The organism is Sodalis ligni (assembly GCF_016865525.2).
Taxonomy (GTDB): Bacteria; Pseudomonadota; Gammaproteobacteria; order Enterobacterales; family Enterobacteriaceae; genus Acerihabitans; species Acerihabitans ligni.
Genome location: NZ_CP075169.1, coordinates 4679819 through 4694032, shown reverse-complemented (window position 1 = coordinate 4694032; position 14214 = coordinate 4679819). Strand labels below are relative to the sequence as shown.

At 44.0% G+C, this 14214-nt stretch carries 15 protein-coding genes; 2 read left to right on the top strand and 13 right to left on the bottom strand.

Going from position 1 to position 14214, the window contains the following annotated elements; genetic code table 11:
- Positions 1-1126: 1126 nt before the first annotated feature.
- The 8 genes from GTU79_RS21965 to GTU79_RS21930 form a co-directional block, all read right to left on the bottom strand.
- Entirely contained in the window at positions 1127-1789 is a 663-nt protein-coding gene (locus GTU79_RS21965) for a hypothetical protein (RefSeq protein ID WP_214513369.1), read from the bottom strand.
- Positions 1728-2183: a hypothetical protein gene (locus tag GTU79_RS21960; RefSeq protein ID WP_214513368.1), complete on the bottom strand. Its 456-nt coding sequence runs from the start codon at positions 2181-2183 to the stop codon at positions 1728-1730. Before GTU79_RS21960 ends, GTU79_RS21965 begins: the two co-directional genes overlap by 62 nt.
- A 524-nt stretch (positions 2184-2707) precedes the next feature.
- Positions 2708-3169 (bottom strand): hypothetical protein, encoded by a 462-nt coding sequence (locus tag GTU79_RS21955; RefSeq protein ID WP_214513367.1) that lies wholly within the window; start codon positions 3167-3169, stop codon positions 2708-2710.
- Positions 3170-3585: 416 nt separating this feature from the next.
- Positions 3586-3810 carry a SymE family type I addiction module toxin gene (locus GTU79_RS21950; protein ID WP_203524759.1) on the bottom strand — a complete coding sequence of 75 codons (225 nt, stop codon included), beginning with the start codon at positions 3808-3810 and terminating at the stop codon, positions 3586-3588.
- A 388-nt stretch (positions 3811-4198) separates the two neighbouring features.
- Entirely contained in the window at positions 4199-5584 is a 1386-nt protein-coding gene (locus GTU79_RS21945; RefSeq protein ID WP_214513366.1) for a DUF6880 family protein, read from the bottom strand.
- A 103-nt stretch (positions 5585-5687) separates the two neighbouring features.
- A complete protein-coding gene (locus GTU79_RS21940; RefSeq protein WP_203524757.1) occupies positions 5688-6098 on the bottom strand; it encodes a type II toxin-antitoxin system HicB family antitoxin in 411 nt (136 codons plus the stop codon).
- Positions 6099-6140: 42 nt separating this feature from the next.
- Complete coding sequence (locus tag GTU79_RS21935) at positions 6141-7511, bottom strand: DUF6880 family protein (protein ID WP_214513365.1); 1371 nt, start codon at positions 7509-7511, stop codon at positions 6141-6143.
- A gap of 280 nt (positions 7512-7791) precedes the next feature.
- Complete coding sequence (locus tag GTU79_RS21930) at positions 7792-8043, bottom strand: helix-turn-helix domain-containing protein (RefSeq protein ID WP_203524778.1); 252 nt, start codon at positions 8041-8043, stop codon at positions 7792-7794.
- 99 nt (positions 8044-8142) lie between these two features.
- Between GTU79_RS21930 and GTU79_RS21925 the strand changes: the two genes are divergently transcribed.
- A complete protein-coding gene (locus tag GTU79_RS21925) occupies positions 8143-8391 on the top strand; it encodes a hypothetical protein (protein WP_214513364.1) in 249 nt (82 codons plus the stop codon).
- A 161-nt stretch (positions 8392-8552) separates the two neighbouring features.
- On the opposite strand, the gene GTU79_RS21920 is transcribed toward GTU79_RS21925, so the two are convergent.
- From GTU79_RS21920 to GTU79_RS21910, 3 genes are all read right to left on the bottom strand, one after another.
- Positions 8553-8792 carry a hypothetical protein gene (locus GTU79_RS21920; RefSeq protein WP_214513363.1) on the bottom strand — a complete coding sequence of 80 codons (240 nt, stop codon included), beginning with the start codon at positions 8790-8792 and terminating at the stop codon, positions 8553-8555.
- Positions 8776-9237 carry a hypothetical protein gene (locus tag GTU79_RS21915; protein ID WP_253073394.1) on the bottom strand — a complete coding sequence of 154 codons (462 nt, stop codon included), beginning with the start codon at positions 9235-9237 and terminating at the stop codon, positions 8776-8778. Before GTU79_RS21915 ends, GTU79_RS21920 begins: the two co-directional genes overlap by 17 nt.
- Before the next feature lie 571 nt (positions 9238-9808).
- Positions 9809-10033 (bottom strand): SymE family type I addiction module toxin, encoded by a 225-nt coding sequence (locus tag GTU79_RS21910; protein ID WP_203524753.1) that lies wholly within the window; start codon positions 10031-10033, stop codon positions 9809-9811.
- 415 nt (positions 10034-10448) lie between these two features.
- Here GTU79_RS21910 and GTU79_RS21905 point away from each other — a divergent pair, with 415 nt between their 5' ends.
- On the top strand, positions 10449-10841 hold the full coding sequence (locus GTU79_RS21905) for a cell envelope integrity TolA C-terminal domain-containing protein (RefSeq protein ID WP_203524752.1): 393 nt from the start codon (positions 10449-10451) through the stop codon (positions 10839-10841).
- Between the two features lie 568 nt (positions 10842-11409).
- On the opposite strand, the gene GTU79_RS21900 is transcribed toward GTU79_RS21905, so the two are convergent.
- Entirely contained in the window at positions 11410-11769 is a 360-nt protein-coding gene (locus GTU79_RS21900; protein WP_214513362.1) for a hypothetical protein, read from the bottom strand.
- A 67-nt stretch (positions 11770-11836) separates the two neighbouring features.
- Positions 11837-13162, bottom strand: coding sequence for an S-type pyocin domain-containing protein (locus GTU79_RS21895; RefSeq protein ID WP_214513361.1), 1326 nt, complete (start codon positions 13160-13162; stop codon positions 11837-11839).
- Positions 13163-14214: the final 1052 nt, after the last annotated feature.

The window sequence follows — 14214 nt, the reverse complement described above, 5'->3', positions numbered from 1 at the left end:
ATTTTAATGCCCTTGGCAGTATTGGCTGTTAGCATTGTTACTCTTATCCTAAATTTCTCTCAGACTAATGAAAGAATAACTTTTGACCAACGGGTTTCCGAAAAAATTTATCTCTTCAGAATAATGAGCTATTCTTGAAAAAGTTAGAACATGATGCATCTATGAAAAAATTGAGCTGGATTTTATAAGGACGCTTTTGAACAATGTCAAAAGAGGGCCCTAAGTCATTAAAAGTAATAGAACAATATGCAGAGGTTCAATTCCCTACCCTGAAAACGAAACTGAGGTTATGAAAAAGTTAGAAATTATTGCATTGGGCTACCTCCACAAAAGACATCAACGATAATCCAAGAAATCAGGCAACTGATTACAGCAATAATGGCGCTCAAAATATTGAAAAGAAAGATTTCGTAAAGCTGCTAATGATTATATTTCAGCTACCAAAAACGCCCCAAAAGACGCTAATTTATGGAATCAAAGAGCTTATGCTCAATACAAGTCAAAAATCTTGACGGTGCAATGAATAGTATTTCTATTGCTATAAAAATCGGATCAAAAATGATAGGTTGAATAAAATAATAGCTATTAATGCGGCAAAAATTCTCTGTGCTAGAGGGGTTATCTGATGGTGTTGATTACTTAAATCAAGCAGTTAAAGTATATCCTGGGTTGTTCGGAATTATCAAAACCGATGGCGAACTAATCCGGGAGTGTGCCTTGAAATTTTAGGGGTAATGAATCGTAACACGCTGATAGACAGGCCAAGAGATAAAATAAGCTTATATCAATAATACTTAAGCTTCCTCTTATAATCGCATGGACGATGATGGGGTAGGGATATTGAAAAAATTCCCTAGTGTTTTTGTATTGTCCTGAATCGGGTAAGAAAGGGAAAAACTGGAATAGTGTAAGCGAGTGAACACCCCCTTTGTTAACACTAAAATACCAAGCATTCATACCTGATCCGGTGTCACCAGGAGTTCTTTCCCGCTCAACTGACGAGCGTGGTGTAGGCATTATCATTTTATTATATCCACTGTATATTTGGTTTGTGCGCGATCTAATGGATATGTGACATGGTATTATTACGTTGGCGCATCAGATAAAAGTAAATTAATTTTTTTTATCAAGCTGTAGGTAGTCCTAACTTATCGAAAAACGCCCGGTTACGTTCCCGCGCAGCATTGAGCAGCCTATCGAAAGAAATCACCTCTATATAGGCTTTAAAATTGGGGTTGTAGCCAAAATAACCCAGGTGGTCACTGGTTGCGGTTAGCCCTAATGTCTTGCATCGCCTTATCACTGACGGGGTCAGGTCGCAGATGGAGTAACAAAAACCGGGAATGTCTTCAGAGTTAGGAATAGGGCGGCCCTTGGCTGTTCGGGCGCCACCTGCACGTATGCGTTCGAGGTAACCGAGTGCTTGCTCGACAGGATCTTTATCGTCGCCGGCTGCGGCATCGTTGCGCATGGGTCGTTTGATCTCAATAATCACGATGGAGGCCAGTGGCACCTGCTGGCCCTCGGAGAAAAGGATGGGCTCATCGTAAACATTCAGCGCACAAATATCGGGTTTTTTGTTCTCCAGGCACTGGGTAATCGGCATAGAGCAAAGTGTTTTGTCAGAGGCCAGGAAATCATGAAAAGCCAGTCGCTCATCGATGAGCCAGAGGTTGCAGCTATCAAGATGAACCTCTTCCGACGTTTTACGCAACGGCATGATTAATTCATGGACCAGCTCTTCTTTGATGTATTTCCCATCGGGTCCACGTTGAATCGCTTTTTCCAAAATATTGAGAACCACTTTTCGATGGAAAACATAATCGGCCAGATTGGGATTTTTTGATATCATCCACCTTTTCTAGATAGCTGGATAGGCGAGCTTTGTACCGATCGGGCGATTCGCTTTTACCGAAATTCATCACCTCCTGTCCTTCAGATAATATGTCGTTTTCCAATTCAGCAAGCTGCTTATGGAGCAGTAAATCCAGATCCTTGTCGGAAATCTCGGGAGGAATGGTCAATTTTGTTTCATCCATACGCTTTAGTATGGGGCGATAACGTGGTGCTCGCTGAGAGACAAACCGTTCAATTCTGGCCCGTCCTGCCGCCTGCGACACCTTAAGATACTCATTCAGGTATCGCATAGCAGAAGTGATAACAGCATTGCGAATATCGGACATAGTGATTTCCGTTTCAGAGAATAGGTCATCTGTGAATTCCTGAATGTCAAATTCGACACGCTCCGGTCTGGCATGAATGTCAAGGAAAGAAGAGGTAACGTAGCATGCGTAAACGAAATCACCGTATTTGTCCTTAATTTTGCCATGCAAGCCCGGTAATTTACCTGCTATATTTTCTTCTTTACAACTCTGCTTGCGGCACACCAGGCGATAAATGGCGGTTTGGCTAGGCTGGCTTTTAGCTTGAGATGTGTCAGCTCAAATTTTGTCGTTTTATAGAGATCGTTTCTTTGTTAGACGCTGAAAGTATATATTCCTGATAGACATCATCCAAAAGATACTTTCACCGTCATCCCGAACAGTAATAGCGGGGCGCCCCAGCACGAACAAAATACCAGAGACAATGTTCAAAAGGCTGTTTGCAATCGTTTGGGCCGTTTTGGCGAGGTTTCACGGTATTTTTTCAAAGCCTGAAAGATGGACGCAGGTTTGCAAGGTAGCATCCTGTGGCGCATCCGTTATCGTCAAACCCAAAACACCCTGTGCTGCGGTAAATGAAAAGGTTCCTGCTTCATTACACCGGTATCGTCCCGATAATGACTGTTCACCTCGACGGCTTCAAAGGCTTTCAGCCACAGCAAACGCCCGACACCTCGGCAACCTCGCCCCACCTTATAGTCACTGTCTAATGTTTCGAAGGACAACATATTGCGCGCGTGAAACCCGGCGCCGTTATCATAAATTTTGAAACCGAATATCGGCTCTTGAGGCGTCGATCCGCGTTTGGATTGGCTGCCACTGAACGCCAATGAAGTTTGCGGCACACGGAGGATGTCGATAACAATTTTTCCGTAAGCCGGGGCGTCGCTGACTTCAGCGATAGCATGGATGGAATTGACCACCGCTTCAAACAGCGGCATTAGGCTTTGGCTCAGAGGTAGTGTTGTGTTACGAAGCCTTCCCGGTAAAGAGGTATTCATGCCCATCGCGAGATTCCCTGCTATCAGTGTGTCTTAATTATTTTTTGACGTACCGTGTATAAGGTTGTTAATGAATGATCTGGTGCTATACCCGTCATACTTCAAGTTGCAGGTGCGTTGACTTTCCTCGCTCACCCCAGTCACTTACTTGAGTAAGCTCCTGGGGATTCGCTGCGTCGTCGCCTTCCTGCAACTCGAATTATTTAGGGTATATATGAGCAAACGCATTCTTTTTCAGCGGTACTGTTGCGGGAAGGAATTTTACAGCCGGTAACGCTACGGTCGTTAAACGGGCGGCTTTAATCTCGCTGTTTTTGTTGGAATGAACATTGCAGGGTTAATTATCGATGATGCTCTGGCACTCACATTCCACCATTGCTCATTAATTATTAACCCTGCTCATTACCTCATTGCTTATTTATTTACACCAGCAATTCCGTATCAATGATCAGCTGCCCGTTTTTTACCGTCACGGTCACCTTCTTGCCGGTGGTAAAACCGCACTGATGCAGCCAACGGCCTTTTAGCATCAATGCCGGCGCAGCATTGGGCATACCGCCATTTGGAACGTAGCTAACAGTATAATAACGGGTATCAACTTTTGCTTGGGATGTACGCGGTTCTGACTTAATATGCTTTTTAGCCATGGTAACTACTCTCTTAGTTGCTGATGGTGAGCGGCGGTAGGGCGCTTCAACGCCTTATCGTCGCGTTAATGTAGTACTGACTTCGTTTATAACCCTATTAAGAATCAGATGCTTTGCGGATGTTGTTAATATCAATACGTAAGCGCTGATTTGTTTGAATTAAATAACTAGGATTATACTGGATACTTTATCAGTGAGGTGAGGAAAAATCCACCAAAAAAATAAAATAAATAACTCAGCATAATAACAATGATATATCTTTCACCATGACGTGGTGATCCTTGTTAAGGTAAATTTATAAGCGATGATATTGAAACGAATATAACGGCATATTTCTGCAGCTCCCCATTCTGTTCTTTGAAATCAACAATCACAATTAACGAAATCATCAAATGGTAAGGCTGTTTAATTTAGCCGCTGCCAAAAGACTTTTCCGCCCGTGCTGCTGCCGCAGTGTAACCTGATACTCCTGCCAAGAGGGCAGGGGATCATACTGTTCTATATCTGTATCCAGCCGGGCCAGCTGTCGATAGTAATCTTCCGCGTGGTGATAGGTTTTGCTGCGCCCGGACGCAAGAATGTCCTCGATAAGCAACCGATAACACGCCGCCTCGGCCAGAGGTTCTTGTGCCTGATGGAATACCTCTGCCCAATCAAGCAACGTGCCGTAAAAAACGTTCAATTGCGCAAAATGCGTGAGAAGCTGCTCTTTTGCTTCTGTTATCCCATGACAGGCGATCAGCGTATCGATACGTAATTGAAGATGAGGTATTTTCAAGGCGTTTATCATAGCCTGTGCTTCAATTGCCGGTTTTTCATTTTCCGGCAATATTTTCAGCAATGCCTTAAGGCGCAAATGATCGGGGGACAGTCGGTAGGCTTCACGCCGCAGTTCCAGCAGTTCCTGATGACGGCCAAGCAGCGTATAGGTAGCGTCCAGTAATCTCAGCCTTTCAGGCTCAAAACACGTGTCCCATGTTTCCTGTAGCCACTTCAACGCGGATTCGCCATCATTTACTTTCAGACAAAACTCGACAATGCTTTGTTTTTGCAATTCATCTGGTCTTGGCGAACTGATTAATACAGAACGCGCGAGCATATTGGCATCCCTCAGGGCTTGCGCCACTGCTTTGATACCTAGCGCGGCCTTGATCGCCCCAAAGTTGAAACCTCGTTTCGAGGGCGCGGCCTGCGCCTGCTTGAATGCATTTTCAAAACGCCCGGATAATTGCAGCAATTCATCTTTAGTTAACAGTGCTCCGCTTTTGGCGATTAACCCATCCCAAACGATGTAACTATCGCCGCTATGGCGTGCCATCAATTCAGCTGTCCAGTCCAACGGACAGTCACCGCTTTCCCGCCAATAATGTGCCGCCTTCAGCCAGACCTCTAATGCCTGGGTATAGCTGCCGCCGATATCGCCGCCGGAATCATCCACCCGTTGGTAAATACGTTCGTGGATAGACATAAAACTGTTGATCAACTCAAATGCCTGTTTGGGCGCAGCCTCAATCAACCGGGCAATATCCTCAACCAGGATATCCAGCGTCCGGCTGAATTCAGCGGCCTCATGATAATCGATATAGCGCTTACTGCGGGCAATGGAATGGATACGGTCTTGCAGCTGATGCGCTAGCGCTTGTGGATCGCTGCCGAGTAAAAAGCTCTTTATCCGCTGATCGACGTCAGTATTAATACCGTACGTGGCCTCCACCAGCATTTTTAACTGTTCTTCAGTAGCCTCTTTTAAGCGGCGTTTTAATTCCGGTGTCAATTTTGTTCCCCCTGATATAATCCGGAAAGCTTTTACCAGCAGTTTTACAAGTAAAACATAAATAAGCCCTCACAGCCAAAGTTGTCGGCATTGCTGATATAAGTTACAGCTTCGGCATGGACACAATCTTATCCACTGCGATCTGTGAAAGAAAACCTGAACGGCTTCCGTATTCCGGATGGTTGGCAACAAACTGATCGATGCGACGAATCAGTAATGATGGCAGTGTGACATTTATTTTCTCGGATTTGCCCATTAAACGGGTCAAATCCACATCGACTACCGCCCAGATAACCCCTTCATACTCCAAGTCAGCCAGGTAGTTATCAATACTGGTTGCTTGCGGCACAGGCTCTCCATCCTCGAGTAACAGTTCAATATGTGCCTCGATGGCTTCGCGAACGCTTTCAATAGCATCATTAAAATCATTACCACCCGAAAAACATCCAGGAATATCAGGCACACGAACGCCAATAGATGATTTGCCTTTATCAATAGCAACTGGATATAACATTCAAATCTCCAAAAGTAAGAGCTTAAGGCCCTGCCTGCTTTTTTATACTGCTCGCTGCCAAAAAGACTTTTTCCGTCCGTGCTGTTGCCGAAGCTTAACCTGATACTCCTGCCAAGAGGGCAGGGGATCATACCGTTCTATCTCTGCATCCAGCCGGGCCAGCTGTCGATAGTAATCTTCCGCGTGGTGATAGGCTTTGCTGCGCCCGGACGCAAGAATGTCCTCGATAAGCAACCGATAGCACGCCGCCTCGGCCAGGTGTTCTTGTGCCTGATGGAATACCTCTGCCCAATCAAGCAGCGTGCCGTAAAAAACGTTCAGTTGCGCAATATGCTTGAGAAGCTGCTCTTTTGCTTCTGTTATCCCATGACAGGCGATCAGCGTATCGATACGTACTTGAAGATGAGAGATTTTCAAGGCGTTTATAATTGCCTGTGCTTCCACTCCCGGTTTTTCATTTTCCGGCAATATTTCCAACAATGCCTTGAGGCGCCAGTGATCGGGGGATCGTTGATAGGCTTCGCGCCGCAGTGCCAGCAGTTCGTGATGACGGCCCAGCAGTGTATAAGTCGCGTCCAGTAAGCTTAACCTTTCAGATGCAAAACGCTTATCCCATGTTCCCTGCAGCCATTTCAACGCGGATTCGCCATCATTTACGCTCAGACAAAAGTTGATGATGCTTTGTTTTTGTAATTCATTTGGCTTTGGCGAACGCATGAGTATATAACGCTCGAACATGTTGACATCACCCAAGGCTTTAGCCACCGCCGCAATACCCAGCGCGGCCTTGGCAGTCCCAGAATTATAATCTCGATCAGATGGAGCCGCCTGTGCCTGGTGATATACATTTTCAAAACGTCCGGATAATTGCATCAACTCATCTTTTGTTAACAGGTCACCGCTTTTGGCGATGACATCATCCCACACGGCGTAACCGTTGTCGTTATGGCGTGCCGTCAATACAGCTGTCAAATCCAGCGGACAATCGCCGCTTCCCCGCCAGCAACGTGCCGCCTTCAGCCAGACCTCTAATGCCTGGCTATAGCTGCCGCCGATATCGCCGCCGGAATCATCGACCCGTTCGTAAATGCGTTCGTGGATAGACATAAAGCTGTCGATCAACTCAAATGCCTGTCTGGGCGCAGCCTCAATCAATCGGGCAATATCCTCAACCAAGATATTCAACGTCCGGCTGAATTCAGCGGCCTGCTGATAATCGATATAGCGATCGCTGCGGGCAATGGAATTAATACGGTCTTTCAGCTGATGCGCAAGCGCGTGTAGATCGCTGCCGAGCAAAATGCTCTCTATCCGCTGATCGACGTCAGTATTAATACCGTACGCGGCCTCAACCAGCTTTCTTAACTGTTCTTCAGTGGCCTCTTTTAATCGGCGTTGTAATTCCGGTGTCAATTTTGGTCTCCCTGATATGCTACGGAAAGCATTTACCAGCAGTTCCAAAAGTAAATCATAAACAAGCCTCCACAGCCATCCCGCTTTGGCATAGTCCTGATACGCGTGCAGTATGGCGTGCCTGAGTGCATAAAATTTGAACGCCCATAGGTATCGCCAGGCATAAGAAAGCCCGCAGCATGTGCATGCCGTCAGGATCGGGATGGTGTGTTTGCAGAATGAACCTTTGTCTACGTAAGGGGTGCTACTGCATACATTCATATCATTGAAATCATTGATTTCACTTTTCGCTAAGGTAAAGGTCTAGCACTTTTTCAGCAAAATCTTCGCTCCGGATATAAAAATAGCAGTCGGGTACATTCAGCACGTCCGCAAACCGGCAAGCAAGCTGGAATTGGGGGATTGAACGCCCGCTTTCATACTGTGATACACGCTGTTGAGCGCTATCAGGCTCAATGCCCGCTGCTAATCCCAGCTTAGTTTGCGAAAGCCCGGCAGCCAGCCGCGCCCGCTTCAATCGATTCCCAATCATTATCAACGCCAAAAAAATTATGTTGGCGCATATTTAGCATTTTATAACATGGTGCTGTAAACAAGTTGTTTACATTTTACGGCGATAGGGAAGTTTTAAATGCATGCTATAAAAATTAAAATCGAGAGCAATTATTTCTTGCTTACTGAAATAAACAATTTTCTGTTGTTAGATGTTGCCTTGGGCTATTTACCGACGATAAGATGTTTTCTCAAAGCCGGGCAGGAGATGCAATCTGCATTAGATGCTTTAAATGATACTGCTGCTGATGAACTGAGAAAGAAGGTAAATCTTTTAAAAAGAAATTCCCTTTTAAAGCACACATTGGAATTATCGGTTTTCCGTTAGATGACTACGACATCGATTTTATGCCGCTCGTAAAAATATCAAAGTCATTTCATGTATTGACCTCAATTTATAATTAATGTTAAAAGCCGCGTTAGGTGTGAACTTTAGCAAAAAGGGCTGTCGATGGAATGTAATAGGCCGCATTTGCAGCCTTCACTTAATCAATCTGCTTTAATTTCGTGAAGCTCACGAACAAGGCCACCTTTTAGCTTTCTACGCAGTAAAGTGGCAGAAGAATGCTTTTTGCTGGTAGCCAAACCTGCTTTGAGTTCGTTTAGATGTGCCTCTGGATTGATCGCGTGAGCGTTCAACTCAGCGGTAATCAATGCCTGCATAACTTTTTTCTCGTCATTGGCGTGGGTGAGGAGCGTGGAACGATTGTGCTTATTGTAGGACGACATAGCAGGCTCTCCCCTTAGTAATAGTTTTGTACGCGCATAGTTCATCTGGTATCAGCGGTCGCGGTGCTTTCTTTGGCAATCCCGTTCGTACATTATAACGTGGTTCACTTTTTAACCCAAGCATATAGTCATAGATCTCTTCCAGAGTGACCCGTCTACCGATATCAACATCACCACCGGCCGCAGCCTGAAAGACACATCCACCGATGTTAAATGTTTCAAAATGGGCGATGAGTGCCAGCGAAACGGTCTGCAGAACGACAGCGCTTCCGAGGCCTTCAAATCGCACATGACGAAAGTCGGCCAGGAAGTCCATGCCATCATAGACATCAAAATAGACTTCAGCCATGCCGCTTACTGGAAAAGGAATGCCTTCCGGCATTTCGTAGCCGATGCCGCTAAACGTTTGCTCATCAACTATGCTCCCAACGATGACGGCGTACACTTCATTACCTGCAACAAAATATAGCTGTGATGGACACGATGATCGTAGACGAATTTTTCCGCCTCATTCCATAATCATCAAGGAAAACCTGCTCTTTTATGCGCAATTATCGGCTCATTCCTAAAGCGTTTAATTTGGCGACAACCGTTTGTCGATCATGATCAACCTGTGGATAATTTTTATTTACAGAACTTTATTTCAGGATAGTAACCATGGCAGCGGCCTTTTTAGCGGCTTCTCTGATACGCTTCTGACCTTCTTGAGTGACTATGGGAATATTCTCAAGGAGAAGCTATAAACACAGCCAGCATTGACTGAATTAGTTGTAAGCTCAATTGTTTGATTATGGTTGGTGAGACATTTATCCATGCTTTACCTATTCCCTTCTTGTATGACATCTGATTCGTTAATTTCCAACACTAAATGAGTATCACTCCTGCCAATTGCTACAGGCGAAATTATAAACTTCCAATCAAAATATGCAGGGATTAATTATCGGTAATGCCTGTGTACACTTCACGCATATGCCAGCTAATAATCAATCCCGTGAATTGCTTAATCGCTTATTTGTTTACACCAGCAATTCAGTATCAATGATCAATTGCCCGTTTTTCACCGTCACGGTCACCTTCTTGCCGGTGGTAAAACCACACTGATGCAGCCAGCGGCCTTTTAGCATCAATGCCGGCGCAGCATTGGGCATACCGCCATTTGGGACGTAGCTAACAGTATAATAACGGGTTTCAACTTTTGCTTGGGATGAGCGGGGTTCTGACTTAATATGCTTTTTAGCCATGGTGACTACTCCTGATAGTTGCTGATGGTGAGCGGCGGTAGGGCGCTTCAACGCCTTAACGTCGCGCTAATACTGTTTAATACGATACTAACTTCACATATAAACCGGAAAAGAACTAAAGTGACCGGTTTTATACTGGATACTTTATCAGTGTAATGAAGGAAATCCATCTGCAAAGAGAAAATAAATAACCCAACAGAACAACATTTTCACATTTTAATAATACACACAGGTTCTTCGTCTGTGTAAATTGATTTTTGGTGGTGATAAAATATTTGTAGTGGTTTAACGGAATTAAAACAACGTTCAAATGAGTTGTTAGTAAAGCTTGATTTTATCAGAAAAATATAATATTTTACTGTTTTGGTAAAGCGCGCCGTTGCATTGATGAATGCAATCATCATGATGATCCTGAATGGAATTAAAATGGATGAAAAGAAATTTTACCCATTGCTTACTGAGCGTATTATTTACCTCTGCATGCAGTACTACCACGACAAATTTACCAAGCCCATTACCTCGTGTCGTTTCTGCGCCTGTGGATGACAAAGCATATGATTATGTGCGCGATATGCAATCGGCCTTTGAAAAAAAGTTTTTTATTGAAAGAGATTTTAAGGGTAAAGAATGTAACATACATCTCACAATGTCTAAAGAGGGTGTGATTGGAGATGAAATGCAGGCGGAAGGTTATAAACCGCTGTGTGACGCTGCTTTAAAGGCTTTCCGAAGTGCTGATATACCGCCCGCACCGGATAATGAAACTTACGAGCGCTTTAAAAGCGTGACAGTGGATATTAAACCATAATAATTCTGTGTCATCCTATTAATATATCCCAAAAAAAGAATGACACATATATAGCTTTATAATCAATTACCATCTCACCAAATAATGTATTTTCTATCATTTTAACGTCCTACCTTCGCCGTTAGCTTTAGTTGTATTGTCTGAATTGATGCTGCCATCCAAATTCAGCACATGTTTAAATTTACCATTCATATTGAAAACTTCTAAATGATTTTTATGCTTTGCATCCAGATAAAACTGGTCGCCCTTTCGGAGGTCTTGGCTAATATCATCGTTAGCTTTATAAACAATTTGCCCCTGATAGATTTTGCTGGTTTTTTGTGAATTATTCTTCGCGTGATCACCAAACCCGGTTTGCTTAAAAACTCACTCTGTTGTATGGTTGGTTTCGAAGCCCATATCGGAAACTTTAACACAGAACCTTCCATGGATTTGTGTTAAATTTGACCGCGACTAATGCACGCAATGGTCAATTATAAATCTCAACTTACGCGCCCAATCACGTACGCTTCAATGCGAAACGTGCCGCAAATTTGAGAAATACCCGGCCGAAGCCGGGATACAAACATCATTTATGTGGGAAATTGTAGTGTTCTGGAAGCTCGTAATTTTCGGGTATATCGGGCCAAATTGATGAGCTGCGTAACAAATCAGCATCATCTTTAAAATCCTCAAAAAAGTTAGATAAATTCATTGCGTATACCCTAATGTAAACCAAAGCAACTTTTGCAGCAACTTTATCGTCAGCATCTTCGGCTTTATCTAACAAAATAACTGCATCTTGAAGCTTAGCCATGTTGTTTTCAAATCTTTTATCGAGATCAGCATTATAATCAAAAGACAAATCTTTTTCATTGTTTGAATATGCATCTTGTAAAATTCCAATGAATCTCATCTTCAGTCTTGAAAAAATATTGCTCTCTTTCATTTTGGTAATATCCTTCCTTCAGCAATTGCTTTATCTGTCTTAGTCTTATTAATGCTACCATCCAAATCTAGAACGCAGTTAATTTTATTATTTTATCGAATACTTCGATATGGTTGTTATGTTTAGCATCCAAGTAGAACTGCCTTCCTTTGGTGAGATAATCATTAACATCATTAGTTACTACATAAACAGTTTGCCCCTGATAGATTTTGCTGGTTTTGTGAATTATTCTTCGCGTGCTCGCCAAACCCGGTTTGTTTAAAAACTCACCCATATTGCTCACAGCGCCTTGATTAGGTCGGTAGCTTTCTTTCCTGCCGCTTAGCATAACATAGATCGGCTTATCAGCGGTTTCAAGCGGCGGAACCACAATCAGATCGCCATCAAAACCTGGCAAAGTCGTCACTTTAGGTAAAGTAACAGGCTGTGCATTATTACCGGTATGGGTAACAGGCTTTGGGCCAATCTCAGGCGTGATTATGGCCCCCAGGCCTTCGCTGCCAGGCGCGTTCGCAGGCGTCACTAAAATGGTTCTGGCCGGTGAATCTTCCTTACCAGGCAGAGTGCATTGATAATTACCTTTACCGTCAGGTATGCCTGTAACGACGCGAACGGGCGTGGGTTGTTCAGTCCTAATCAGTTCAATGGCTATCTGGCTGTTTGTTAAAACCAGACGGCCTCTGATGGGGACATCGATGGTGTTCTGTTCCAAAGCAGCTTGGCGTAAACGCTCTTCTGATGGCATGTTGAGCATTGCGGCCGGTAGCGCCTTGACGAAATGTTTTTCGCCGGACACATTATCGCTTCCCACTCCCGCCTCCTTGGGATAAAGCCCAGCAATAATGATGGCGGCGTGCGGGCCCGCTTTTGAAGATGAGGCAATCCCGCCCAGTTCAGCCAGGGCAGCCGTAATTCTCGCCAATAAACCTTCAGCAGCGGGCGCCGTAGAGGCCAGACCTGCTGCGGCAGCCATAGCTGCTGCTTGGCTCGGGCTGGGAAGAGCCTCATAGGTCTGAATGTTTTCTTGATTCAATTGCCCCGCAGCAATGAGCTCTTTGGCCACTTTGGCCGCATCATCGGCTTTTCTCTGCGCTTCAATGGCCTCATTTGCCCGTCGCTTGGCTTCGGCGGCCTCATCCGCTTTCCTTTGGGCTTCCTCCCGCTCTCTTGCCGCTGCCGCTTCTTGCGCTAATTTTTGTTGCTCCACTTCCCGATTTTTTGCTTCTTCTTGTTCTCGAAGTCTTGCCTCTTCCTGGGCCTGACGTTGCATGTTTTCCTGCTGTCTTGCTGCTTCTTCCGCCCTCATTCTGGCGTTGGCTTCTTGAACGTCGGCTTGCGTTTTAGCTTTCATGTCAGCAAATTTTTTTTGCTGTTCCGCCCTGGCCTGTTCCATTCTTCGGTTGGTTTCTTCGTTTTGTTTTTTTTGTTGCTCGGCCTGTTTTTTTTGTAGGTCAGCTATTTGGTCACGAATTTTTGATTAGATTGCTGAAGATTGTTATTGAGATTCCTTAATGATGTATTTAATTTTCCTACGGCTCGCGGACTTGGGCCTCCCAATCCAGCATTGGATGCCCCGTTAAATGACTGATTGGCCCATAAGGAGTCTGAGTGATTGATCTACCATTTCCTTGGTATGTGGTCTTCCCGGTTGAGTGTATCGGCTTGATAGGCATATTCTTTCCCTAGATTAATTGATGAAAGTGAAAATTTTATGTGCTATTTATTTTATTTGACGGAATGACCTAACCATTTCCAGAAGCATGTCTAATCAAAAATAAACCGCTATAAGTAATTAATCATAGGGACGTTCAAAATGCTTAAACAAATAGTCTGAAGAGGGAGGGTAATAAACGGATATTTAACGCTAGATAATGGGATAATAATCGATTCTATAATAATTAATTTTCGATACATTTAATTATTGACTTGCTGCCGTTGTGGATATTATTTTGATTTACAGTATTTATTTCTGGATGGCAACCATCGCAGCGGCCTTTTTTTTGTGCCTTGCTGATGCGTTTTGGCCTTCTTGAGTGACTATAGGGATATTCGCAAAGGAGAAACACTAAACACAACTAGCATTAACGGAGTTATTTTTGGATTTAATTGTTTGGTTATTGTTGGTTATATATTTATTCATGCTTTACCTATTCCTTCTTTAATGACATCTCATTCGTTTAATTTCGAACGCTCAGTGAGTATTGTTCCATGTCAATAGCAACAGGAAAAATCATTCAACCCTCCAATCAAGATATGCTGGTATCAATTAACAATGATGGAATTTGATAGTCAGATAAATAATGACGAGAACCCATTACGACATTTATGATGATTTAGCGGCAATCGTTGCTGCTGCATCAGCGCACATTGCGCCAATATACATCTCTTCCATGGAAGTAATGAGCCGGCGCCTTACGGCGCCGGCTGAGTTAGCGGATAAAGTGC

What these genes read in the sequence shown, in the direction of transcription:
- GTU79_RS21905 (WP_203524752.1), top strand. Translation starts at nt 10,449, where the DNA reads ATGGAATTAAAATGGATGAAAAGAAATTTTACCCATTGCTTACTGAGC.
- GTU79_RS21950 (WP_203524759.1), bottom strand. Translation starts at nt 3,810, where the DNA reads ATGGCTAAAAAGCATATTAAGTCAGAACCGCGTACATCCCAAGCAAAA.
- GTU79_RS21900 (WP_214513362.1), bottom strand. Translation starts at nt 11,769, where the DNA reads ATGAAAGAGAGCAATATTTTTTCAAGACTGAAGATGAGATTCATTGGA.
- GTU79_RS21960 (WP_214513368.1), bottom strand. Translation starts at nt 2,183, where the DNA reads ATGTCCGATATTCGCAATGCTGTTATCACTTCTGCTATGCGATACCTG.
- GTU79_RS21940 (WP_203524757.1), bottom strand. Translation starts at nt 6,098, where the DNA reads ATGTTATATCCAGTTGCTATTGATAAAGGCAAATCATCTATTGGCGTT.
- GTU79_RS21920 (WP_214513363.1), bottom strand. Translation starts at nt 8,792, where the DNA reads ATGTCGTCCTACAATAAGCACAATCGTTCCACGCTCCTCACCCACGCC.
- GTU79_RS21925 (WP_214513364.1), top strand. Translation starts at nt 8,143, where the DNA reads ATGCATGCTATAAAAATTAAAATCGAGAGCAATTATTTCTTGCTTACT.
- GTU79_RS21895 (WP_214513361.1), bottom strand. Translation starts at nt 13,162, where the DNA reads ATGGAACAGGCCAGGGCGGAACAGCAAAAAAAATTTGCTGACATGAAA.
- GTU79_RS21955 (WP_214513367.1), bottom strand. Translation starts at nt 3,169, where the DNA reads ATGGGCATGAATACCTCTTTACCGGGAAGGCTTCGTAACACAACACTA.
- GTU79_RS21910 (WP_203524753.1), bottom strand. Translation starts at nt 10,033, where the DNA reads ATGGCTAAAAAGCATATTAAGTCAGAACCCCGCTCATCCCAAGCAAAA.
- GTU79_RS21930 (WP_203524778.1), bottom strand. Translation starts at nt 8,043, where the DNA reads ATGATTGGGAATCGATTGAAGCGGGCGCGGCTGGCTGCCGGGCTTTCG.